Annotated in this window: 23 protein-coding genes; 2 read left to right on the top strand and 21 right to left on the bottom strand. The window is 59.4% G+C overall.

Features of this window, described 5'->3' with window-relative positions:
* Positions 1 to 159: 159 nt before the first annotated feature.
* The 5 genes from ACYUCQ_RS03525 to ACYUCQ_RS03545 all read right to left on the bottom strand — a co-directional run bounded on the left by ACYUCQ_RS03525 (position 160) and on the right by ACYUCQ_RS03545 (position 6,013).
* Positions 160 to 732 (bottom strand): precorrin-2 dehydrogenase/sirohydrochlorin ferrochelatase family protein, encoded by a 573-nt coding sequence (locus ACYUCQ_RS03525; protein WP_460253120.1) that lies wholly within the window; start codon positions 730 to 732, stop codon positions 160 to 162.
* Positions 733 to 735: 3 nt separating this feature from the next.
* The gene (locus tag ACYUCQ_RS03530; RefSeq protein ID WP_460253121.1) at positions 736 to 1,134 is read right to left on the bottom strand and encodes an MAPEG family protein; all 399 of its coding nucleotides are present in this window, start codon (positions 1,132 to 1,134) and stop codon (positions 736 to 738) included.
* Positions 1,135 to 1,144: 10 nt separating this feature from the next.
* On the bottom strand, positions 1,145 to 2,806 hold the full coding sequence (locus tag ACYUCQ_RS03535) for a M3 family oligoendopeptidase (RefSeq protein ID WP_460253122.1): 1,662 nt from the start codon (positions 2,804 to 2,806) through the stop codon (positions 1,145 to 1,147).
* A 28-nt stretch (positions 2,807 to 2,834) separates the two neighbouring features.
* Complete coding sequence (locus tag ACYUCQ_RS03540) at positions 2,835 to 4,619, bottom strand: ABC transporter ATP-binding protein (RefSeq protein WP_460253123.1); 1,785 nt, start codon at positions 4,617 to 4,619, stop codon at positions 2,835 to 2,837.
* Positions 4,620 to 4,942: 323 nt separating this feature from the next.
* Complete coding sequence (locus ACYUCQ_RS03545) at positions 4,943 to 6,013, bottom strand: anhydro-N-acetylmuramic acid kinase (protein WP_460253223.1); 1,071 nt, start codon at positions 6,011 to 6,013, stop codon at positions 4,943 to 4,945.
* Between the two features lie 95 nt (positions 6,014 to 6,108).
* Between ACYUCQ_RS03545 and ACYUCQ_RS03550 the strand changes: the two genes are divergently transcribed.
* Entirely contained in the window at positions 6,109 to 7,377 is a 1,269-nt protein-coding gene (locus tag ACYUCQ_RS03550; RefSeq protein WP_460253124.1) for a glycerate kinase type-2 family protein, read from the top strand.
* A gap of 77 nt (positions 7,378 to 7,454) precedes the next feature.
* Here the strand turns inward: ACYUCQ_RS03550 and ACYUCQ_RS03555 are convergent, their stop codons facing one another.
* From ACYUCQ_RS03555 to ACYUCQ_RS03570, 4 genes are all read right to left on the bottom strand, one after another.
* Positions 7,455 to 8,216, bottom strand: coding sequence for an SDR family NAD(P)-dependent oxidoreductase (locus ACYUCQ_RS03555; RefSeq protein ID WP_460253125.1), 762 nt, complete (start codon positions 8,214 to 8,216; stop codon positions 7,455 to 7,457).
* 1 nt (position 8,217) lies between these two features.
* Positions 8,218 to 9,222, bottom strand: coding sequence for an acetamidase/formamidase family protein (locus ACYUCQ_RS03560; protein WP_460253126.1), 1,005 nt, complete (start codon positions 9,220 to 9,222; stop codon positions 8,218 to 8,220).
* A gap of 390 nt (positions 9,223 to 9,612) precedes the next feature.
* Complete coding sequence (locus ACYUCQ_RS03565; protein ID WP_460253127.1) at positions 9,613 to 10,323, bottom strand: trimeric intracellular cation channel family protein; 711 nt, start codon at positions 10,321 to 10,323, stop codon at positions 9,613 to 9,615.
* Positions 10,324 to 10,633: 310 nt separating this feature from the next.
* Entirely contained in the window at positions 10,634 to 10,828 is a 195-nt protein-coding gene (locus ACYUCQ_RS03570; RefSeq protein ID WP_460253128.1) for a hypothetical protein, read from the bottom strand.
* A 24-nt stretch (positions 10,829 to 10,852) separates the two neighbouring features.
* On the opposite strand from ACYUCQ_RS03570, the gene ACYUCQ_RS03575 reads away from it, so the two are divergent.
* Entirely contained in the window at positions 10,853 to 11,314 is a 462-nt protein-coding gene (locus ACYUCQ_RS03575; protein ID WP_460253129.1) for a helix-turn-helix domain-containing protein, read from the top strand.
* Here ACYUCQ_RS03575 and ACYUCQ_RS03580 read toward each other — a convergent pair.
* The 12 genes from ACYUCQ_RS03580 to ACYUCQ_RS03635 all read right to left on the bottom strand — a co-directional run bounded on the left by ACYUCQ_RS03580 (position 11,295) and on the right by ACYUCQ_RS03635 (position 21,759).
* Complete coding sequence (locus tag ACYUCQ_RS03580) at positions 11,295 to 11,561, bottom strand: spike base protein, RCAP_Rcc01079 family (RefSeq protein WP_460253130.1); 267 nt, start codon at positions 11,559 to 11,561, stop codon at positions 11,295 to 11,297. The genes ACYUCQ_RS03575 and ACYUCQ_RS03580 overlap by 20 nt on opposite strands.
* An 18-nt stretch (positions 11,562 to 11,579) precedes the next feature.
* Positions 11,580 to 14,123, bottom strand: a complete 2,544-nt coding sequence (locus tag ACYUCQ_RS03585; protein ID WP_460253131.1) for a phage tail tape measure protein — start codon at positions 14,121 to 14,123, stop codon at positions 11,580 to 11,582.
* 106 nt (positions 14,124 to 14,229) lie between these two features.
* Positions 14,230 to 15,027 carry an HK97 family phage prohead protease gene (locus ACYUCQ_RS03590; protein WP_460253132.1) on the bottom strand — a complete coding sequence of 266 codons (798 nt, stop codon included), beginning with the start codon at positions 15,025 to 15,027 and terminating at the stop codon, positions 14,230 to 14,232.
* Between the two features lie 56 nt (positions 15,028 to 15,083).
* A complete protein-coding gene (locus tag ACYUCQ_RS03595) occupies positions 15,084 to 15,383 on the bottom strand; it encodes a hypothetical protein (protein ID WP_460253133.1) in 300 nt (99 codons plus the stop codon).
* Positions 15,380 to 15,667, bottom strand: coding sequence for a hypothetical protein (locus ACYUCQ_RS03600; RefSeq protein WP_460253134.1), 288 nt, complete (start codon positions 15,665 to 15,667; stop codon positions 15,380 to 15,382). The genes ACYUCQ_RS03595 and ACYUCQ_RS03600 overlap by 4 nt, the downstream gene beginning before the upstream one ends.
* On the bottom strand, positions 15,664 to 16,512 hold the full coding sequence (locus ACYUCQ_RS03605; RefSeq protein WP_460253135.1) for a hypothetical protein: 849 nt from the start codon (positions 16,510 to 16,512) through the stop codon (positions 15,664 to 15,666). Before ACYUCQ_RS03605 ends, ACYUCQ_RS03600 begins: the two co-directional genes overlap by 4 nt.
* Positions 16,513 to 16,571: 59 nt before the next feature.
* Positions 16,572 to 16,937 (bottom strand): hypothetical protein, encoded by a 366-nt coding sequence (locus ACYUCQ_RS03610; RefSeq protein WP_460253136.1) that lies wholly within the window; start codon positions 16,935 to 16,937, stop codon positions 16,572 to 16,574.
* Between the two features lie 243 nt (positions 16,938 to 17,180).
* Positions 17,181 to 17,576 carry a DUF6362 family protein gene (locus ACYUCQ_RS03615; RefSeq protein WP_460253137.1) on the bottom strand — a complete coding sequence of 132 codons (396 nt, stop codon included), beginning with the start codon at positions 17,574 to 17,576 and terminating at the stop codon, positions 17,181 to 17,183.
* Positions 17,577 to 17,821: 245 nt separating this feature from the next.
* Positions 17,822 to 19,345 carry an ATP-binding protein gene (locus tag ACYUCQ_RS03620; protein ID WP_460253138.1) on the bottom strand — a complete coding sequence of 508 codons (1,524 nt, stop codon included), beginning with the start codon at positions 19,343 to 19,345 and terminating at the stop codon, positions 17,822 to 17,824.
* Between the two features lie 260 nt (positions 19,346 to 19,605).
* Positions 19,606 to 19,821 (bottom strand): helix-turn-helix domain-containing protein, encoded by a 216-nt coding sequence (locus tag ACYUCQ_RS03625; RefSeq protein ID WP_460253139.1) that lies wholly within the window; start codon positions 19,819 to 19,821, stop codon positions 19,606 to 19,608.
* A gap of 73 nt (positions 19,822 to 19,894) precedes the next feature.
* On the bottom strand, positions 19,895 to 20,347 hold the full coding sequence (locus ACYUCQ_RS03630) for a hypothetical protein (protein ID WP_460253140.1): 453 nt from the start codon (positions 20,345 to 20,347) through the stop codon (positions 19,895 to 19,897).
* Between the two features lie 176 nt (positions 20,348 to 20,523).
* A complete protein-coding gene (locus ACYUCQ_RS03635) occupies positions 20,524 to 21,759 on the bottom strand; it encodes a tyrosine-type recombinase/integrase (RefSeq protein ID WP_460253141.1) in 1,236 nt (411 codons plus the stop codon).
* Positions 21,760 to 21,991 lie beyond the last annotated feature (232 nt).

The raw sequence follows: 21,991 nt of genomic DNA on the forward strand, positions 1-21,991 counted from the left end.
ACGAGTGGGCGAACTGGGACGAGTGGCCGAATCGAGGCGCATGGCCTTGATGAGAGTTACCATTGCATGGAGAGAACAGAACGGCAACACCATTGGAAAGGATTTGTTAAGAATTTGTTCTTGTTGTGTTCATTTTTCTCATGTTCATTTTTCTCATGTTCATTTTTCTGGCGCATCCAGCCAGCCACGCTCGGCGACCAGCGTTTCGATGCGGCGCATGGCCTCTGGCATCGGCACGCCTTGCGCCCGCCACGAGGCGCGCAGGGCGCGCAGCTCCACCAGCCGCTCCGCCCAGCGACCATCAAACATGGCTTCGAGCCGCCGCCGGATCAGGCCGGCGAGGCCCGGCGCGGCGCCGCCGGTTGAGATGGTTAGGAGCAGATCACCCCGGCGAATTTCGGCCACCGAATGAAAATCGCAAAAGGCTGGCACATCCTCGATATTGACCAGCAAATGGCGGGCGCGTGCTTGTTCGGCGAGCGGTTCGGCTTTCGCAGCCGCCAGATCGACAATCCATAGCCCGTGCAGGGCCGCGAGATCCGCTGGGTCAGGCAGGCGGGGCCGCCAATGCTCTCCTGCCGCCGTTTGCAGAGCCGGGAGAGGCTCATCGGCAAACAGGAGCAAATCAGTCGCACCCGCCGCTTGCAGCGCGTTGAACCGGCGCAAAGCGAGCGGGCCATTGCCGCAAACCGCGAGACGGACGCAGCGTGGATCAAGGGCGATCGGGATCATCGATCAACCAAGGCGCACGAGCAGCAAGATTGCGGCGGCGGCCATGACGATCCAGGTGATCAGCGCGGCGGGGGCGCGGAACAGATATTGTTGCAGCGAGTTTTCGCGCGCGACCATGCCGACCGGATGCATCAGGCGCACGATGGTGAGCGGCAAGAGCAGAAATGTGATGGTGAGGCCCCCTGCCCCACGCGCTTCGAGCAAGGCGCAGAGGATGAGAATGATCGGTACATATTCGCTGAAATTGGCATGGGCGCGGATGCGGCGTTGCAGCGTGTCATGGCCGCCATCGCCATGGATGACTTTGAGTTTGCCGCGCCCGGCCACCACCCAAAAAGAGAGGCCGAGATAGATCAGGGCCAAAATGGCCGCGTAAAAGGCGGTAACTGCCGGGAAAACCATTTTTGCTCCTTCAGAGGGCGAGTGCTGCTTTGGCTTGGGTGACGACGGTGCCGAGCGCGCCTGGTTTGAACGGCGATTGCAATTTGGCCGCCGCGACGAGGCCGCCAAACGATGCGGACCCCCCAAGACCGCAGAGCGAGACGTAATTATCGAAGCTGCCGCGATAATCTTTTTCGGATTCGACCCAAAATTGCAAAGCGCAGCATTGCGCGAGGGTGTAATCGATATAGTAGAACGGCGCACTATAGATATGCGGCTGGCCCTGCCAACGCGCCCCTTTGGCGGGGTAGGCGAGATCGCCCCAATCGCGCCAGGGCATGTAAAGTTTTTCGAGCTTTTTCCACATCGCGTGACGCTCGGCTGGTGTGGCGGTGGGATTGGCATAAATCTCGTGCTGGAAGTGATCGACGCAGACGCCGTATGGCAAAAATTCGAGGGCGCCGATCAAATGCATGCGCCGATAGCGCGCGGTTTCATCGCCTAACAAGGGGGCGAGATGCGGGTAGGCCAAAAACTCCAGGCTCATCGAGTGGATTTCCGCCGATTCCATGGTCGGCCAGAGATAATCGAGCGCCGGTTGGTGGCGGCTTTGATAATTCTGGAACGCATGGCCCATTTCATGGGTGAAGACGTTGATGTCGTGATGCGTGCCATTAAAATTGGCGAAAATATAGGGCATGCCCACTGAGGGGAATGAGGTGCAGAAGCCACCGCCGCGCTTGGTCGGGCGATTTTGCAAATCCAGAAAGCCGCCTTCGTTCATTTGCTGATAGAAAGCCGCGATTCGGCCATCCATCGCGGTGAACATGTCTTGGGCCTTGGCCACCAGCGTGTCATGATCGCCCTGCGGCTTGGGGTTGCCCGCGGGATCGATGATCGCTTCGTCCCAGGCATATAGATGATCAAGGCCATTATCGCGGCGGCGCTGATCGACAATTTGGGCGACCAGCGGCACCACATGGGTGAGCACTTCGGCGCGGTAGGTCGCAACCTCGGCGGGGCCGTAATCGAGGCGGCCCATCCGCCGATAGGCCAAAGCGATAAAATTATCATCGCCCAGCGCGCGCGCCATTTTATCGCGCAGCTTGACCAAGCGGTCATAAATATCATCGAGCTGATCGGCGTTTTGTTCAAAAAATGTCCAGCGCGCCTGCGCGGCGCGATGGCGGATCGTCCGGTCCAGGCTTTCGCCATAGGGGGTCAAGCCGGCGAGATTGAGAATTTGGCCGTCAAACTCGATTTTCGCCGAGGCCAGCAAGGCGGTATAATCGCTGGTGAGTTTGGCTTCCTGCTCCAGATCATCGGCAATGATCGGGTCGAAGGTGGTGACGTCGTTGCGCCAAATATCGAGCGCGTGCCGGCCATAGAGGGCGATGATCGGGGCCGGATCGAGCGCTAACAGGCGCTGCTTGATTTTGGTATCATGACCGGTGATCACCGGGCCGAGCGCGTCAGCATAGTCGCGGTCAGCTTTGGCTTGGGCGTTGGCGGTATCTTGGGAGAAACGCAGCTCGACCATGGCTGACCAACTGCCAATAGCGCGGCGGATTTGCTCCCAGGCGGCTAACGCTTCGCCCAGCGCGCCGCGATCAAGCATGGTGTGGAGCTTGGCGTAATCGGCCTCCAGGCTTTCGGCGCTTGGGGTGGTGGTGGTGATGCTGGTAAATTTCATCGGTCGATCCCTATTATGTCGATCCCTGTTATTCAGTCAAAAGTCCTAAAGCCTGCCGCTCGAACAGGCGCCGATAGATGCCGCCCGGATGGGCGGTCAAGGCGTCATGCGTGCCCTCTTCCACGATTGAACCTTGGTCGAAAACCAAGATTCGGTCCAGGGCGCGCACGGTGGAGAGGCGGTGCGCGACAACAATCACCGTGCGACCGGTCATCAGCCGCTCGACGGCCTGCTGGATCAACGCTTCGGATTCGGAATCCAGACTTGCCGTCGCTTCGTCCAAAATCAAGATCGGCGCATCGGCCAAAAAGGCCCGGGCGATGGCCACGCGCTGGCGCTCGCCGCCCGATAATTTGACGCCGCGCTCGCCCACCAGCGTCCGATAGCCGCGCGGCAGGCGTTGGATGAAGTCATGGGCGTTGGCCAGCATTGCGGCTTGCTCGATTTCGGCCATGCTGGCATCGGGGCGCCCATAGGCGATGTTCTCGGCGAGGCTGCGGTGAAACAGGATTGGCTCCTGCGCCACAATCGAGATGGCGCTGCGCAGGCTTTGCTGGGTGACCTGCGCGATATTCTGCCCATCGATCAGGATGCGTCCGCCGGTCACGTCATGCAGGCGCTGGATCAGCTTGACGAAGCTGGTTTTGCCGGAGCCGGAATGGCCCACCAGCCCGACGCGCTCACCGGGGGCGATCCGCACCGACAAATTACGAAACAACGGCCGAACATGCGTGCCATAGGCAAAATCCACGTGGTCGAACGTGATCGCGCCCTGGATGATGCGGGCGGGTTGCGCGCCGGGCTGATCGGCGATGGCGAAAGGTTGCGCTTCCATGCGCACCATATCCTCCATCTCGTTCACGGTGCGTTGGATGTTGGCGATGTGATAGCCCATATCGCGCAGATAGCCGAGCACGATCAAATAGGCGGTGATCACGGTGGCGACTTCGCCAGCGCTGGCCTGGTGCCGCCACCAGAGATCGAGCGCCAGTCCGATGATCGCGATGCGCAGCACCAAGAGCGCGGTGCTTTGGCCGGTGCCGACATTATTGCCGCGCAACCAATAGCGCCGGGTGCGGCGCTGCCATTTGCGCACCACTTGGGTTAGCTTTTCATCCTCCCGCGTTTCGGCGGCGAAGCCTTTGACCACGGCGTTGCAGGACACGGCATCGGCCAGGGCTGCGCCCATCGCGGTGTCGCAGCGGTTGGAGAGTTGCGAGGCGGGGGAGACATAGCGCGTCTGCAGCAGCATGGTGGCGGTGACATACATCATCGCGCCGCCGGCGATCAGCAGACCCATGGCCAGGGAGCGCACGCCGAGCATGATCGAGGTGCCGATCAGCACCGAGGCGGCGGGTAGCAGCGCGATCAAGACCGTGTCATTCAGCAGATCGGTCGCCCAGATGCCCCGGGTGATTTTACGCACGATGGCGCCGGCGAAATTATTGGCGTGCCAATCGGCGGCGAAGCGCTGCACGCGATAGAAGGATTCGCGCGCCATGTCCCCCATCATCGCCAAGGTGAGCATGACGATGGCGCGAAAGCCGATAAAGCGCAGCACGGTTTGCGCAGCGCCCAAGGCGGCAATGATCGCGAGCGCTTGCTCCGCCTGGGCCAGCCCGTGCGCGTTGCGCTGCGCCACGGCATTGATCAAATTGCCCGCATAGACCGGCATGAACACATCGGTCAGTGTTGCCAAAATCATCGCGGTTGCGGTGATTGTGACCCAAACCGGGTGTCGCAGCCAGCGCCGACCAACAAAGCCGAAGACGGCCCGAAACGGCGAGTTCATCGCCTGATCGCGTGAAGACATTTTTGCTTCGCTCCGCTTGCGCGGAAACGTCCTTAAGAAAACGGGGAATTTAGGAATTCATGCCATCAGGGACGATGGCGGCGGCGGGCTTGGCTAACGGGAAGTTCGCTCGCACACACAAACGATACCCTGATCGCCAGCAAGAGGCGGAACGGTCATATTATCCATCAACGCCTCCTGGGTTTAAAATTGGCAAGGATCGGGTTCAGAGCGCGCAGCACTATCATCGGGCGATAAGCTTGTCTAGCTTATTTTGACTGCAGCATTTTGTTTTACATTCATTTTATTTATTGAATAATACGATCAAAAAATCGGCGAGAAAATCAATAAATAGGGTGTTTGATCTGTCCGCCGCGCATCGGGGTGGCGACGCCAGTGGTGCTGGGGAGCGAAAGCGGCAGGCCGCGCGCGACGCGGATGGCCAAAAAGCCGAAACATTGCGCTTCGAGCGCATCGCCATCCCAGCCAACGGCTTCGACCGGGTCCACCGGCACCGCGAAGCGCGCCTGTAAGGCTTGCATGATCGCGCGGTTATGCCGGCCACCGCCGGTTACCAGCACCCGCCGCAAACCGGGCGGCACCGGGGCCGCTTTGATGGCGGCGGCGGTAAAGGCGGCCAGGGTGGCCGCGCCATCGGCGGGCGACAGGCCCATGAGGGCTTGGCCAATCGGCGCGGAAAAATCCAGCCGGTCCAGCGATTTGGGCGCAGGGCGGGCAAAATAGGGGTCGGCCATCAGGGCCGCCAGGCGATCCTCGGCCACGGTGCCGCTGAGTGCCATTGCGCCGTCACGGTCGAACGGCGCGCCGGTATGGTGCTGCAGCCAATCATCCAGCGGCCCATTGCCGGGTCCGGTATCGCAGGCCAAGATCGCGCCATCGGCCCCGAGCCAGGTGATGTTGGCGACGCCGCCGATATTGACGATCATCAGCGGTTTTTCGAGCGGAGCGGCCAGGGCTTGATGGAACAGCGGCACCAGAGGCGCCCCCTCGCCGCCGGCCGCGACATCGGCGCTGCGAAAATCATACGCGACCGGCAAGCGGGTTTTATGCGCGAGCAGTGCTGCATTGCCGATTTGCCAGGTTCGGCGCTGCTGCGGGTTATGCAGGATCGTTTGCCCGTGAAAGCCGATAATGTCGGCGCCGCGTGCGAGCAGCACGGCCGCTTCGGCATGGCGCTCGGCGATGATTGCGGCCAGCGCCTTGATTTCGGGGTCATCATGCGGGCGCGTGGCGGCGGCGCTGAGCACGGCGCGCAGGCGGGTGCGCAGCGGGTCTTCGTAAAACAAGGTTGCTTTCGGGCCGAGGGCGAAAATCTGTTCGCCATCGGTTTCGATCCAGGCGGCATCCACCCCATCGAGCGAGGTGCCGCTCATCAAGCCGATGGCCCGCCGCATGGTGACGCCGTCTGTTGTGTGCCCTGACATGGTCTCTGTTTGGCGCTCTGCGCAAATCAGGGCAAGATGCTGGGCGTTTTGGGGGAGAGATAACGATGGAGCCGACGGACCTGCTACGAGCCTTGTTTGACGCGGCGGTTGCGGCGGCGGGTGGCGAGCGGGTGTTGCCATTTTTGCCGCCGCCGCCGCGTGGGCGGACATTGGTGGTGGCCGCGGGCAAGGCGGGTGCGGCGATGGCGCAGGTAGTGGCGCAGCATTGGCCGGCGGCGGCGGCGTTATCGGGCTTTGCCGTGGTGCCTTATGGCCATGGGGTTGGGCCGATCCCGCGTATCGCGACGATTGAGGCGGCGCATCCGGTGCCGGATCAGGCTTGTATGGAAGCCGGGGTGCAGATTTTGGCCGCGGCACGCTTGCTGGGGGCCGATGATTTGTTGCTGTGCTTGATGTCGGGCGGGGCATCCTCGTTATTGACCGTGCCGGCGGCCTCGTTGAGCCTTGAGGATAAGCGGGCGATTAATCGGGGCTTGTTGCGCTCGGGGGCGGATATTCGCACGATGAATGCGGTGCGCAAGCATCTTTCCGCGATCAAAGGCGGGCGATTGGCGACGGCGGCGGCCCCTGCTTGTCTGGTCACGCTCGCGATTTCGGATATTCCGGGGGATGATATCGCGGTGATTGGTTCCGGACCGACTTGCCCTGATCCGAGCACCAGCGCCGAGGCGCTCGCGGCACTCACACGCTATCAAATTGCAATGCCGCCCGCCGTTATCGCGCATTTGGCTGACCCTGCCTCCGAAACGCCGAAGCCGGGCGACCCGATTTTTGCGCGGTCGAGCACGGCGTTGGTCGCGACACCAGCCGATGCGCTGGCGGCGGCGGCGGCGCTGGCGCGCTCGATGGGGGTGGTGCCGATTATCCTTGGCGATGCGATTGAGGGAGAATCAGCGGCGATTGGCGCGCAGATGGCGGCGCAAGCCTTGGATTATGCGCGATCATCGACTGACCGACCCTGCGTGCTGCTCTCGGGTGGCGAAACCACCGTGACGCTCTCGGCGCAGCCGAACCCACAGGCGCGGGGCGGGCGCAATGGTGAGTTTTTGCTTGCACTGGCGATTGCGCTGGGCGGCGATCAGCGGATGTATGCGCTGGCTTGCGACACCGATGGAATCGACGGGTCTGAGACCAATGCCGGCGCCATCATAACGCCGACCAGCCTGACGCGCTTGGCCGCGCAAGGGATGCACCCCGAGGCGCTGTTGGCAGCGCACGCCTCCTATACCGCGTTTGCGGCGTTGGGCGATTTGATTGTGACGGGGCCAACCCGCACCAATGTCAATGATTTCCGGGCGATTTTGATCGTTTGATGGGGGATGGTGAAACGCGGCAAGGGTTCGAGGCTGTCAGCCAACGCCAAATGGCCGTTGGCTGACATCACCTGATGTTAGAATTGAACGCCGCGGGTGAGCGCACCATCGACCACGAGATTGGTGCCGGTGATGAAGCTCGCTGCCGGGCTCGCGAGGAACACTACCGCCTTTGCCATTTCCTCAGGCCGCCCCATCCTGCCGGTTGGGTTGAGGGCGAGCGCTTGTCGGTATAGCTCGGGATTGCCATGCTCGATTTTTTCCCAAACGCCACCTGGGAAATAGGTGTTGCCCGGTGACATTGCATTCACCCGAATGCCCTTCGCGGCCAGTTGGAACGACAGCCCTTTCGCGTAATGGATCAATGCTGCTTTAAAAACGCCGTAGGGCCCGGCTGCGAAATCGACCTCACGCCCAGATACCGAGGAAATAATCACAATCGAACCGGCGGTGGACGCTTCCAGGGACGGCATCGCCGCATCAATAGCGCGCACCGTGCCCATCATGTCTGTTTCAAATTCAGCTCGCCATGAGGCTTCATCTTGCCCGATCGCCAGAGCCGATACGTTGGAGACGACGATATCAAGACCACCAAATTCGGCCGCCACGTCCCGCACCCAATGGGTTAACGCTGGACCATCAGCGACATCGACGGCGCGGCCCGTCGCCCGAACGCCTGTTTTGGCGAGCGCTGATACCGCCTCCGCTACGTCTGCCGCGTTGCGTGCGCAAATCGCGACATCGCAGCCTTCCGCTGCCAAATGTTCGGCAACGGCCCGCCCGATCCCTTTCGTGCCGCCCGTAATCAATGCGCGTTTGCCGTGCAAGCCGAGATCCATGTTACTTCCCCTCTGTTGTTAGATATTTTTTGGCAATGCCGGTGCCCACCGTGTAGTTGGGATCGACAAAATTGCCGAGACGGACGCGGCCGCATTGGCTCAGCATCATATAAGCGTCCCAACGGTCAAAGCCATATTCTGCCTCTAGCCACAAAACCAAGTCGCGGTAAGCGATACGCGTTGCGTCTTCGAGTGGGCGAGCGCTGCCGATTGTCATGATGAAATCCGCGCGCTCCAGGCGTGGCCAATCGAGCGTCCAACCTTTGATCAGATCGACACGGATCGTGGTCTCGGATGCATATTCCACAGCCGTTCCGCATACTTCGCCATCACCTTGGCACGCATGAGCATCACCAATGAAGAGGCGAGCGCCGGGGGTTCGCACCGGAAGATAGGTGATGCTGCCTGGCCCCATATCGGGCAAGTCCATATTGCCGCCATGCGGGCCAGGGGTGAGCGAATTGATACTATCGATTTCGGGCGAGGTGCTGAGCGTTCCGATATGCGGCGCATAAGGCAGCACAACCCGCGCACTCCAGCGAACTTCTTTCTCATCGACATGCACTTTGCGGGTGATTTCGGGCAGCGGCGCTTGCAGCGTTGCCGTGAGTGCCGTGCTGGTCAGCGCGCCAAAATACGGGATCATGCAGCAGGTTCCGCGCGGGTTATCGCCGCGTGGACGCATCTGTTCGATATGCACGGCAATAGCATCCCCTGGCTCCGCGCCTTCAATCATGATCGGGCCATTCTGCGGGTTTACGAACGGCATCCTCAGGCGTTTGCTTGGCTTATCGCGTTCAGTGCGAATGGCACCTTCAAATGCATCACGCGTTTCAACGCGAATACGATCTCCCGGCGCAACGGTCAGAACCGGGTCAGAATAGGGCCCAATTGTGTAATGAAATTGGCCCTGGGCGGCCTCGGTAAGGTGATGCAGCTTTGGTTTACGCGCCCAACCGACACCCCGATTGGCCATGATTGATTGCTTGATCCAGTTTTCTGCCATGTCTTACATCCATTATGTCATAAGCTGATCGATACGGACTCGTTACGCTTAAAACCATTCGGCATCGCCCCCGCACCACCGATAGCGACCCGGTGACATGATTATGTCCTGCAGCCGGCCATCAGAGCAATGGGCTTAGAGCATTTTCCGTTCGCATAGGCTCACCGACAATGCTCTAGCTCCTTGTTTTGGCGAGCAACTTTATTCGATCAGACGATTCTGTCTGATCGGATGTTGCTCTAGCCAATTTTGGCCACGCCGCGTGATATTATTGCTCATCCGTGCGATCCTTTCCAGTGTTATCGCACGGGCACGAACGGCAGGGTCAGCCCAAGCAGGCTACGCACGGCGACCACCACACCCGAGCAAGGGGGGGGTCAACGACGCCGATTATTCCGGCTTCGTGTCATTCGCACCATCGATTCCGGCGCGCACCTGCGCGGACAAACGCGCAATCGGCAAGTGCCAGCGATGTCTGATCGCCATGAAGCGAAGCCCAAAGCACAACACCCCGCCAATAGTGGCAGAGGCGCCGTAGGCGATACCTAGCTGATCACCGATGACGACAACGGACGCACCCGCGAGAGCGGCGACGGCGTAGAGATCGGAGCGTAAGACCTGTGGAATTTCGGTCAAGAGAACGTCGCGCATCATGCCACCGCCAATGCCGGTCAACATTCCCAGCAGGGCTGACGCCACAGGGTTCAATCCAAATTCGGTGGCCTTTTGCGCGCCGGCGACGGCGAAGAAGGCCAAGCCTGCCGCATCAAACATGAGAACGGGCATACGAAGTCGGTTTACCCCGGCATACCAAAAGAACGTAATCAGACCGGCCACGACTGAAACCAGCAGATAGCGCCCATCGATCAAGGCGGCGGGAGGCACCGCGCCGATCAGCAGATCCCGCGTGATGCCACCAAAATTACCGGTCACAAAAGATACGACGAGGATGCCGAAAATATCAAGCCGACGGTTTACCGCAGCAACCGCGCCGCTGATCGCAAACACGAACGTGCCGCCCAAATCAAGGATGGGTATAAACGCTTCGATTCTGATCATGGTCGCCCCGATGGTGAAATCCCCGTATAGCAGATGAGACAACTAAACGGCATGGCGCAAACCTGAGCCAGCACGCAATTTCCATAGCGCGCCAGCAGAATCGGGTCGAAGGTGCTGGCTTGGTTCGGGATCAATGATGTCGATCTATGATGAGCAATTGATAGATAAAAGCTTATATAGCGCCCTGGGTCTGGGCAACCATGCAAAATACATAAATGGATGAAACTAAAGACAAAATTGGTAGCGGCGGGCGCTATAAAGATCGGCGCTATATCACGATTTTTGCGGACAAATTGTCATTACCATACTTTGTTCCATACTGACTTTGTTATGGAAATGTATCAAATTTAGCTCAGGCGTTCTCGACGATTTCGCCGACACAGACCCGATTGCGCTCGATCCATGCTTTTACCGAACGAATAATCCCTAAAATTATTTTCTCCTCCTGGTCGAGTTTTTCAGGATCCTTATAGACATCTAAATACCGTTCAAGGCGCGCGATCAACTCGATCGCATCCCCGCCAGAATTGACCTGCAATCGGCCCATTTCGAGCAAGATCGCATCTATCACATGAGTTCTTACGTCGACAAAATCGTCACGCGGATCGTCCGTGTGGTGCGCGTCGATTTCAGATTCGAGCATGTCAATGAACTCGCAGCGGGCCCGCAGTTCAGGCGAGATGTGAGAGACTTTGGAGATTTTATTCATGTGGAAACTCCCTTGGGTTGCGGAATTAGCAGAACGCTGATACGAAATTACCGTATGAATGGCAAGAAAAATCGTGATGGCGTTCTGATTTTAGATTGGCAGGTTCGCGCCGCGCGCGCGGCGCTTGGGCTTTCGACCCGGAAATTTTGCGAGCTCTGCTCGATCTCCCTTGATACGCTGGCCCGTTGCGAGCGCGGCGAAAAACTGAAACTTTCGACCCAGGCCCGCATCGTCGCTGCCATCGAGCAGGCGGGATTTGTGATCGAGGCAGCGGCGAACGCCCCCGCTGCGATTCGCGCCAAATCTAGCCGATCGCGGCGATAATCTCGGTCGCAGTCGTGCCCGTCGACATGACGAAGGCCGCGCGCACGGGCAACCAGGTTCCGGCCGGAAAATAGACCAAAACCGGCTCGCTATCATTAACCGCAATGATCGAAACGTCGCCAGCGACACCTACATAGGGCGCAGTCGACGCGATCGGCAGCGGTTCGATGTCAGACGGCGTGACCGCTCGAAGCATGCGCGCCGGCGAGCCCAAATCGCCGCCTGAGCCTTGATACAGATCAACCATTTCGTCGCTTCTTCTTCGTCACCGTCCCGGCAGCATCGGCGATCCATTATTCGACAACACGCCGAATAATTGCGCCATCTCTTCTTGCTGCGCCATCATCATCGATTCCAGCGCCGTCATGTCCATGCCCGAGCCACTCGCGTCGATATTCGGCGCATAGGTCAACGAATTATTCGTCGAGGATTGATTGCTCATCATCGCGCCCACATTCGGCATCGCCGCAATCGCGGGCAGCCCAATCCGCAGCGGCTCCGCGATCGAGGCCGGCAAAACCATCTCGTTCCGGTGCAGGAGCGCGGGCATATCGTTGAACGGGACAGTGCCCATGCCGCCTTCGGCTGAAATCACGTCGAACGCCATTACGCCGGCAAACGCCGCCGCTGCCGCTGCCGGTGCCAGCACCGGACCCACAATCGGAATGCCCACCACCGCCGAATAAGCGCCCGCTGCCGCCTTATAGGCATCATTGCCAATGCTCGCGCTATCCTGCGCCGCCTTGGCCGCGTGCCCCGCCGTCTGCGCCGCCGTGATGGCGGTTTGCGTGGTGGTGGTGGTGATCAGCATCGCGAGCTGCTTCTCGGCCCAGGTGACGGCCATTTTCTCCGCACCCTGGATAAAGCTCAGCACGATCGATTGCGCCGCCTTTTGCATGCCCTGCTGGAGCGTCTCACTGCCTCGCAGCACGCCGGTAATGGTTTGTTGAAACGCATTATTGATCGGCTGCACAATCGACTGATAGCTTTTCACCGTCGCGGCAACCGCCTTGGCGTGCGCTTCCTGCACCTGCTTCGCATCCGCGATTTGTTGCTTGGCGAGCTGGGCCGATAGCGCCGCGATTTGCCGATCATGCGACGCTTCGAGCTCGACTTCCGCATCTTTCACCTTGGCATAAGCCGCCGATTCCTGCGGATACAGCGCTAGTTTTTTGGCCAGGGCGGATTTTTGCGCTGCATATTCCTGATTGGCCGCCTGGATTTCGTCCTGGATTTCCTGCGACTTGGTGATTTTGCCCTCGGCGACCTCTTTGTTCAGTTCCTGCTCATAGGTCTGGAATTTGATCGACGCCACACGCTGCGCCGTCGCGATAGAGGATTCTTGGATTTGCTGGATTTGCTCTGCCGCATGGCGCGCCGCCGCAACCTCGGCGCCACCGCCGGAATGACGAACGGCGTGCGCCTTTGCCAAAGGTTCAAGAACCGGCGCGGCAATTTTGCCAGTATCCTCGGGAATTTTCGGCGGTTTTGTCCAGAGCGCCGTATTGATCGACGCCATCAATCGGCCTTCTGCGGCAATGTTTGTGAATGCAGCATGAAAATCTGTCGCGATGACGCGCGCTGCGTTCTTCGCCGTCGCCGCCGCGCCGCTGAAATTGCCATGCAGTGCCTGGCCTAAAGCCTTGGTTGACCGGATCACTTCCATGTCAGTTTGAACGATAAATTTGAGGCCGTCCGCTACTTCAACGGTCCCGGTCGCGACATCAGCAAAAACCTCGATCAGACCTTTGAGAATATCGCCGAGAACGGCGCCGGAATGGGCCATCGCGCCGCCCTGCTTGCTGGCATCGACGAACGCGCCGGTGATTTGCCCAAGCGCCGGAATAAGTGGCCCGATTGCCTCGTTGCGCAGCCCGTCGAGCGCCGAACCTGCATCGCGGAGGGAGTGCAAAAAATTTTCATCAGTTTCCGCAGCCGTTTTTGAGAACGATTGATGCAGCGCCTCGGTTTTTGCGATTAAAGGCGTCATACCGTCAGCGCCAATTTCCTTAAGGACCGGCAAAAGCGCCGTGCCGCCGCGTGCCATTAGGCGTTGCACGATCGCGGCTTTTTCCGCTCCGTCCTTCATTGTCGAAAGCTTGGATGCCAGCTCACCTAGAACAGAGGATTCACTTCTCATCGATCCATTCGCTTCGGTGAGCGAAATTCCCAGCATCGAGAACGTGCGGCCTACCAACGCCGTGGGTGAAGCGATGCCCTCGGCCATCGTCCGCGCCAGGCCGCGCAGCCCGGCATCGAGCTGGGACAGCGGCACACCGGATTCCTTGGCCGCGAGCGCCAAGGCCGAAACCGACCGCGCGCCCATACCGAACTTTTCAGAAAGTTGGTTGATTTGCTCGCCTTGCTCTGCCACTTTTCGGATGGCCTCGCCAAAAGCGCCAATGCCGAGACCGGCGATGACCAGGTCATTAAAGGCACCCATGGCATTTGACACGACATTGAGTCTGCCGTGCAAATCCTCAAGGCTATCGCCCGTTAACCTGACGTTCTCATGAAGTTTCCCGAAAAAACCGCCGCCGTGGCCCGCGATCCGCGCCGATTCGCCAACAGCTCGAAGCTCACCCGATAGGCCCGCTAACTCAGCGCGCTCGCCAGCGGCCTTTGCGGTCAAGGCGGTTAGCTGCGTCATCAGGCCCGACTTAATTTCGCCGCCCGCGACGGTCGCTTGCTTGGCCAGAACCTTGATTTCCGAATTCACTTGGCCAAGGCTTGCCTTCGCGACGGCCATTTTGGCCTCTAAGTCTGCGGTATCGGCGCCGATAACAACTTCGAGCGATTTTGTGGCCATTTAACTGCCTTTCAAAACGAAACGCCCCAGCCATTGAGGCTGGGGCGCGCGCGGCGGAGCGTCCGCACTGTCCCGATGGCGTCATGCACACCGCCACCGAAATTCTTCACCACCCGCTGACCCGACGAAAAACAGCGCGACGCGTTGCCGGGTCCATGTATTTCTCCCAATCAGCACCATCATCGATTTCCATTTCCGATGGCTGCGCGGTCGCCAGCGCGGCAGCTCGGGCCTGGCGTTGCCGGGGCGTCATCGCCTCGTACTCGTGCTCGAAAATTTGCGCCTCCGGGTCGAGGATGCGCGCTGCCAAGTTTCGAGCCGCTTTTGAGAAATCCTCACCCGCATTTCCCCCGCTCCAATCGGAATCATCAGGGTCCGAGAAATCCTCGCCGTTCGACAGCGCCGCCGCCAGATCGCCGGCACGGGTCGCATGCTCAGCCGCCGTTCGCGCCGCGTCTTCGACGATTGCGAGCTGCGCCGCTGTGGCCCCGCTAATCCGCGCGCCGGTTTTACGTGATCGTGCAATCACCGCAGCATCTCCATTGGCTGGTATCGAAACAAAGGAAATCTCTAATAACAATGACTTAAGATATTTGACACCCCGCTTGCCGCCGCTAAGGGGCTCGACTTTGATAGGGTCAAAGCCAATCGACACAGTCGAAATCACACCCGCCTGAATCAATCTCCAACATTCATCAGATTGAGCCGTTGTCTGCTCCGGTGGAAATTGAATAGTCGCCGTGAGATTGCCGCCTGTCAGGCCGACCTGGATCGCGCGCGCGATGGGCTGGTCCGGGTTGTGTTGCCAGAGAATGACAGGATTGGAACGGAATGCCGACAAGTCGATGCCCGCCTGATCGACCACATCGCCCGCCAGGTCGAGCGAGGCCGAGCTGGCTTGCACAATAACTTGGCGCTTAGCCGCGAGCGCGGAAATCTCACCCGGTAGAGACCTGAAAATCATGCCAAAGCCCCTCCACCAGCCGCGAGAATTGCCGCGCCCTCGAAGGCATAAACCGAGATAAGATCGCCCGGCGCGAAATTCATCCCGCTCCAAGTGTCTGAAAAAACCGAACCCGCCGGCGGTCTGTTCGGCAAGCCCGGCGCGGTCAGCATTTCGTAGCTTTCCGTGAGCGTGACCTGGATGATCGCCGCGCCCGCAGTCGGAACCCCGTTGATTTCGACATACGCGACCAAATCGGGCACCGCCTCGATCGTCTGGCTATTTAAGATACCGATCGCGACGGCTGGGACTGTCATGGTGTCTCCATATTGATCAAAGCGACTGCGCCGCGAGCATCGAGCTCGGCCGCTTCGCGAGCGGTGCAGCGCAAAAACTCAAATGCGCCGATCAGCGCGGGCGCGGGCGCTGGACGCGGCACAGAGCGCGCCGGTTTGTATGGTCGATTGAGCAGCGCCTCGACCGGCGTGCTTGCGGCGATTTCGCGCCCGCGCAGTTCGATCGATCCCGCAAAGCCGGATTCATCGGCTGCGATCTCCGTTGCCAGGAGTTTTCCGAGTTTGATTGTGCGGACGCTGCTCATTCGTCCGCCAAATCCGCAACGCCCCGCCGCAGCAAGGGCAGAGCTTTTTCTTTCGGCAGTGCAACAATTCCGCTTAATCGCTGTCCATCGATTTCGACGCCCGCGCGCAAAATCGACACCCTCACCATGCCGTTCGTATCCACAGGCAAGTCATTATCCGCCATGAGCGGCAATTCGTTAATCGGCGGGAGCGTGCGGCCAACGATTGGCGGCGATGCTGCTGCAGCAATCGGCGCCGACGGCGTGGCGCGCGCTGCCGCTGTTTCAGGCTCGGCGCGCGGGCGCGCGTTATTTGTGATCCGGTCGAGCTCATCCGCCAAGCGCTCCAAAATGTCGGGCGCGAGGACGATTGCACCCGAACCCAACGTTGGAATAGAAGGCAGCGCTAACAGTTCACGGAACCCCCGCGACGTGAGATCATCCCTAAATTTTATCACGTCGTTACCAAACCGTGCCGTGGTCTGTGCAGACTCCATGAATGAAGAAAGCGCAGTAATATAGAGCGATTTTGCTGTTTCGGTTTCAGCACGACGCGCTTTGCTTCGTGCCTCGTTTAGCCGCTCGGCCAGCGTAGGCAGGATCAGATCGAAACGCTCAGCCCTAAGCTCGGCGCGCTCAATGGCCTTGTCGATCTCGAAAATCTCATCATCATCGAGATCAAGAATTTCGGATTGCCGCCGCGCCATCAAGCGCTCGGCCTCGACCAATGCGGCGCGGCGCCCGGCCTGCGCTTCCGAGATCGCGCGCTCGAGAAGGGGAACGGCCCTGGCGCGATCCGCAAGCTTGTTAGGAACGGCCCGCCTGGCCAGATCGATCAATTTCTGAAGTGTCGTTTTTTCGGTCATGGCTTTATTCTCCTGTGGAAAGTGTGCAATCGCAAGGGGGTATTTTGCACACGCGATTTTCAAAACTTGCCGGATTTGGCTAATATATTTTGAATTGTTCGAATTCGGTTAGGCTCACCGCCAGAAAGGCGCATGATCGCAAAGAGCCGAACGCGGCGGCTTCCAGCGCGCGGGTCGACACCGCCGCGCGTTTGGTCGCGCGGCCAATCGGTGCGCCGATAGCGGGAAGCCTCATCAATGAACGCCATTGCCGCGCCGCGCTGACTCCGCTCACCAAAAAAAATGGCGCAAAATTCGGCAATCTGCGCATCGCGCGCGGTGCGATCCGCCGCCCGCTGCGCCTGATCCATCAACGCAGCCCGCAAGTCCGCGCGCGAAACCGCGTCGAGGCCGCGCACAAAATTGATTGGATCGAAATCTTTCATCGCGCCGTCCCGCACACCAGCGGGCCGCCAATCGCGTGACGCTCACCATCCCCGCACTGGCGCAAAAAACCCGCCAAAACAGCCCAAAAACCTAACAAAACGCAATAATCTTTCCAACATTTTTCCGCAATGTTGTTACCCAAACCGTGCAAAAAAAAGTTTTTCTGCAAAATCGCGGGCGCGCGCGTTGGGTTGAAACGCGGTTGCCAGCAAAACGCGCCAGCTATTGAAACCGGCACCCCCCTAACCATCGCGGCGATCCGAAGTTAGTGCCGTCGCGATCTCGACAAGCGCCGCATGATGCCATCGCTGCACCGCTCGGTAGTCTGCTCCGAGCATCCGACCGATCTGCCGCCAGGTAAACCAGTGGCCGCCGTGCACCGGATCAATCATCAGCCGCGCTTGTAGCACCCGCCGCACGGTTGGGTTTTTAATGATTGCCACCCAGGCAAGCGCCTCATCCATCCGATCGATTGCCGTGCCGTCTGGCAATGCAGGCCGCACCCGCGTTGCATTCCAACCATATGCTTCAGTTGCCGAGTGAATGACGTCCCAGCCCATTGTGGCAAACCTGGGACCGATCACCGTTCGCGGCAGTGCCAGCAATGTTGCTCCGGCCTCTTCCAACCGCGCCTGCACATCGTCGGTTTTCACAACTTCACAAACCGTGCACAAAAACGGCTCCCTATTTTATTATATTTTTCAATAAGATATATATATAAAGGCTTGTTTTGTGCATTTGTGACTTTGTGAACAGTTTTTCTCTTATACGCGCATGCGCGCGCATTGCGCGCATTATGAGAGATTTTTTCCTTGCACGAATGCACGAATGCACACTCATTGAAATTAAACGGTTTTTTCGTGGTAAGCGGGTTCACAATTTTTCACCCCTCTTCACAATCTGGCGGCAACGCCGCATCGAGATCGACCCATAAGCACCGTCGAGGCGGAAGTGCGCCAACGCGAATATTGACGTCGCAGGCATGAACGTCGCGATGACGGCGCAGTTCAATAAGCCAGCGCTGGCCTTGGAAATTCGATTTTGCGAATAATGCTGCGAGCGGCGCAGCGATCGGATTGACCCATAACCCGCGGCCTGACGTGACGCGTTGAACCGCGCGATTCCGTGCGGTCAGCGCCTCCGCCGAAACAACGCGCAACCCGTAGCGCTCAAGGGTGCGACGCGCGACCTTTTGCTCGCCGAAATCCTCTGGATCGGCGCTCAAAACGCGCTGGATCAGGCGGGCGATGCTGGCATGATCCGTTGATCGATCAAGCGCCACCGAGCTTGAAAAAAGCACGTCGAGCACCGCTTGCGGGGCATCTTCGGCGTCCATGGCATCGGCGCCGCGCATAAACGGCGCCACCGCAGCGACCGAGGAATCAGCCGCTCCGACTGTTGGAGGTTTGTCCTCGACCAGATACCACCAGCCGCTCAGAACGGCGCCTAGCTGATCCATTTCGCGTGCCACGCACCCGGCGCGACCTAATGCCGCCCGAAACTGCGCCAAACTAGCCTCAAAGAGCGGAAGCGAGCGCAGCGCCCGCGCAAACAAGCTAGGCGCAGCCCGTTCGCATGATTTTGCGAGCGCCGTCATTTCGGCCCGGTGATCCGCGCCCGCTTCGGGCTTCATCAGCTCGATCAGCACAAACCGCGATCGATGCTGAGGGAGCATGGCTGGCGGTGAAACCGACGCCATCAAGACCGACGCACAGACGTCAATCGAGCGCCCGCTGCCATCGGCAGTGCCGCGATGCAATTTGGTGCCAGTGCCAGAGCTCGCCGATAGCACAACGTCAATAAGATTTTGCGCAGCATCAGCTCGATCAGAGCTTTCATCGAGATAAATAGGCATCGCGCGACCGTTTACTGCGGATTCGACTCCAGCCTTTGTCGTATCGGTTGAATAATGATGCAGCGGGGTCATGGCGCGCAAGACCGCCAGCAATGATGTCTTTCCCGCATTGCTTGGCCCGGTGATGAACCCGTTCGGGCGCCAATCGATCGCCGCGCCCAAAAATCCCGCGCCGATTAAGCCCATCGCCATAATCGCGCCACCGTCATCGCGAAATTTCCAGAGCTCGCCGATTTCGCGCGTGATGTTCTGGGCAATTTCGCAGGGTGCGGGTTGCTTGGCCGGATGCGGATAGGCCGCGCCTGCGGTGAAAATCTGCTTGCCGATTTTTGTTCCCGGTGCGAGCTGCTTACCATCCGCGAAGACGGCGTCACCGCAATTTGCCACCGGTCCGCTTGCATCGCCTGGCCATACGCCGGCGCGCCGGATTGACACGGCGTCGGAAAAAATGCCGACGCTTTGACATGCCCTGATCAAATAGGCCGCACAGGCGATGGCCGAAAATCCGCCATCCGACGCGCGGGATGAAAAATTTTCGATTACCCAAGTCATGTCGCCCCCAAACAGGTCGAGAATTCCGGCAGGTCTGCTCAGCGCAGACGCGACAATTTGTCGAAGTTCACGGGCGCGGCTGAGAAAGAAAAAAACGCCGTCTCGATGGCCTAACGGTATGACAGGGCAATCATCGCTCGCGACAAATTTCATTTTCGCGCGCTTTTGCTTCTTTTCCCAGGTAGCTAACGAAATTGTCGGTCTTTCGTCAACGCTGCCGCTATCGCCTGGATGCATCGACACGATCGGCGGTTTTTCGCTCACGCTGCGCGCTCAGTACCGCACTCGACCAGGCGCATCACATCCGCGCGCCGAACGCGGGTTCGCCCCATTAATTTGACGCGCGGCAATGCGCCAGCCGCTAACAATTTGTCAATCGCTCCCTGGCCTAAGCCCAGTAGCCGCGCCGCTTCTGGCTTTGACAATAAGAGCTGATCCGGGGCCGTCTGCCGATCGACATTTTTTGTGCGCTGCATTGGTTTGCTCCTTCGTTGCGGAGCGCTCTTGATCAGCCTAAAACGTTATTTTCACAAGGAAAAAAGAAACGCCTCAATATGCCCGTTGTTTTTTCCTTGACAGGGCGCGGGCAGCGCGAACGGCGTTCGTGGCAGTCCGTTCGTTTGGTTGGCGGAATGGAGAAAAAACCTGTTTAATGAAATCGACCGGCGCGCCGCAATCTGCATTTTCGTCGCAAGCCGAAACAACCAAACCGGCCAAAATCGGCGCGACCTTCTGAAATGTTGAAGCGGCGTCTTCGGCGATTCGGTCTAATGCACCGGCAGCTTCGCAACGCGAGCCCGCGAGAAAAGTCAAATTAAATTTCGGGGCATGACTTAGGATTTTGGCGCGCCGATCAAGCGCTGTTCGAAGCGAAAAAAGCCGCGCGCCGAACGCGAGGCTAGCGGGCGTGATTTCGTTCGTGCCGAACGCGAGCGCCGCAAGCTGGATCATTCCCGCGTCGCCAGGCGCTGAAATGTTGAAGCCGTCGAACAAATCCGCCAAATGGCGCGCATCGCGGCGCGCGGCATCGCGCTGCTGTTCGCGTGTTCCGCTGGCGGTCGCCGCATCGAAATACCCGCCGATGGCGACAATCGCCCGGTTTAGTCGCGCCGCAGCGTGCGCGCTCGCCGCCTGGTCGAGACCCAGCGCATCGGCGATAGCGTCGGGGCGGAGCAAAATCACGGCGCGCCGGTCACGAAAGCCGCCCATTGATCCATCAGCGCCCGCCGTCGATCAAAAAAATCGCTCCGGGCATAGGCCGCAACGGTCGCATCGGGCACGGCGTGGGCGAGCGCAGCTTCGGCGATTTCGGGGCGAAAATCGGTAGCATCACTCATCCAATCCCGAAACGATGACCGAAACCCGTGCACCGTGACATCGCGTCGGCCCATCCGCCGCAACAACGCCAGAATCGCGACATTGGAATAAAATTTCCCGCCCGGATTCGGAAAAATCGGCGCATCCGGCGCACTGCCCAGCGATTCGAGCGCCCTGAGGATCGCAAGCGCAGGCGCGCTGAGCGGCACGCGGTGCGCACGTCGGGCCTTCATGCGCGCCGCGGGAATGGCCCAAACCGCTTGGTGAAAATCAATCTCGCGCCAGGGCGCATTGAGCGCGTCGCTAGTGCGGATCGCGGTGAGGATGATCAGCTGGAGCGCTTTCGCCGTCACCGGCTCGATGGCGGCGAGCTGGGCAAAGAATTCTGGGATTTCGCGCCAGGGCATCGCCGCAAAATGCTCGACGCGCGCGATGCGCGCGTGGCTGGGCAGAATGAGCGCAAGATTGCCGGCGAGCCGCGCGGGATTGTCGCCAGATCGATGGCCGTGCACCTTGGCGTAATCAAGGATTTTTTCGAGTCGCAGGCGGATTCGACCGGCAGTTTCGGGAATTGTCGTCCAAATTGGCCGCAAAATACTCACGACGACATCTACATCGATCTTGCTGACCGGCATGCGCTCAAGGCGCGGGAGTGCGTGCTTGCTAAGCTGCGCCCGCCAATTTTGAGCGTGTTTTTCGGACGACCAGGCGGCGCGGTGATCGGCGAGGTATTGCTCAAAAATTTCGCCGAAGGTCACTGCTTCTTTTTTCGCGGTTTTGACGCTGGCCCGGCGCGCGGCCTTAGCGGATTGCCGCGCCTCTCTGGGATCGATGCCATCGAGCCGCTGCGCGGTGATACGGGCCGCGCGCGCCCGCGCATCGGCGAGCGTGAGGCTTCGCATCGAGCCCAGCCCCACGTCCACCAGGCGCGCGCCGTCGCGGTAACGATAGACCCAAGAGCGGGCATGGCCGGGGCCGATCCGCGCATAAAGGCAGTTGCCATCCCCATGAAACCCATCGGGCAGGCTGTCGAGATCCGCGGCGCGGAGTTTGGCGCCGGGGCGCAGTCGGGGGATTTGAACTGGTTCTCTGCCCATACTTTTGCCCATACTAGGAATAGGGCAATTTAGCAACGTTTGGGAAGTTTTGGATTTGAACTTTGCCAGAAACCCAATGAAAACGGGGGCTTTTAGAGCGATCTGGCGAAGTTCGTTACCATACTTGGAATAGCGGCGGGCGGATTTGAACCACCGACCAAGGGATTATGATTCCTGAGATCGTTGATTCGAATACCGTCAGGGTTACCCATCTTTCCATCGATTTTTAGAT

This window comes from Acidiphilium sp. MT5 (assembly GCF_054767495.1).

Excerpts from the sequence above, each read along its gene's own strand:
- ACYUCQ_RS03525 (WP_460253120.1), bottom strand. The coding sequence starts at position 732 with ATGATCCCGATCGCCCTTGATCCACGCTGCGTCCGTCTCGCGGTTTGC.
- ACYUCQ_RS03530 (WP_460253121.1), bottom strand. The coding sequence starts at position 1,134 with ATGGTTTTCCCGGCAGTTACCGCCTTTTACGCGGCCATTTTGGCCCTG.
- ACYUCQ_RS03535 (WP_460253122.1), bottom strand. The coding sequence starts at position 2,806 with ATGAAATTTACCAGCATCACCACCACCACCCCAAGCGCCGAAAGCCTG.
- ACYUCQ_RS03540 (WP_460253123.1), bottom strand. The coding sequence starts at position 4,619 with ATGTCTTCACGCGATCAGGCGATGAACTCGCCGTTTCGGGCCGTCTTC.
- ACYUCQ_RS03545 (WP_460253223.1), bottom strand. The coding sequence starts at position 6,013 with ATGCGGCGGGCCATCGGCTTGATGAGCGGCACCTCGCTCGATGGGGTG.
- ACYUCQ_RS03550 (WP_460253124.1), top strand. The coding sequence starts at position 6,109 with ATGGAGCCGACGGACCTGCTACGAGCCTTGTTTGACGCGGCGGTTGCG.
- ACYUCQ_RS03555 (WP_460253125.1), bottom strand. The coding sequence starts at position 8,216 with ATGGATCTCGGCTTGCACGGCAAACGCGCATTGATTACGGGCGGCACG.
- ACYUCQ_RS03560 (WP_460253126.1), bottom strand. The coding sequence starts at position 9,222 with ATGGCAGAAAACTGGATCAAGCAATCAATCATGGCCAATCGGGGTGTC.
- ACYUCQ_RS03570 (WP_460253128.1), bottom strand. The coding sequence starts at position 10,828 with ATGGGCCGATTGCAGGTCAATTCTGGCGGGGATGCGATCGAGTTGATC.
- ACYUCQ_RS03575 (WP_460253129.1), top strand. The coding sequence starts at position 10,853 with ATGAGTTCTTACGTCGACAAAATCGTCACGCGGATCGTCCGTGTGGTG.
- ACYUCQ_RS03580 (WP_460253130.1), bottom strand. The coding sequence starts at position 11,561 with ATGGTTGATCTGTATCAAGGCTCAGGCGGCGATTTGGGCTCGCCGGCG.
- ACYUCQ_RS03585 (WP_460253131.1), bottom strand. The coding sequence starts at position 14,123 with ATGGCCACAAAATCGCTCGAAGTTGTTATCGGCGCCGATACCGCAGAC.
- ACYUCQ_RS03595 (WP_460253133.1), bottom strand. The coding sequence starts at position 15,383 with ATGACAGTCCCAGCCGTCGCGATCGGTATCTTAAATAGCCAGACGATC.
- ACYUCQ_RS03600 (WP_460253134.1), bottom strand. The coding sequence starts at position 15,667 with ATGAGCAGCGTCCGCACAATCAAACTCGGAAAACTCCTGGCAACGGAG.
- ACYUCQ_RS03605 (WP_460253135.1), bottom strand. The coding sequence starts at position 16,512 with ATGACCGAAAAAACGACACTTCAGAAATTGATCGATCTGGCCAGGCGG.
- ACYUCQ_RS03610 (WP_460253136.1), bottom strand. The coding sequence starts at position 16,937 with ATGAAAGATTTCGATCCAATCAATTTTGTGCGCGGCCTCGACGCGGTT.
- ACYUCQ_RS03620 (WP_460253138.1), bottom strand. The coding sequence starts at position 19,345 with ATGACTTGGGTAATCGAAAATTTTTCATCCCGCGCGTCGGATGGCGGA.
- ACYUCQ_RS03625 (WP_460253139.1), bottom strand. The coding sequence starts at position 19,821 with ATGCAGCGCACAAAAAATGTCGATCGGCAGACGGCCCCGGATCAGCTC.
- ACYUCQ_RS03635 (WP_460253141.1), bottom strand. The coding sequence starts at position 21,759 with ATGGGCAGAGAACCAGTTCAAATCCCCCGACTGCGCCCCGGCGCCAAA.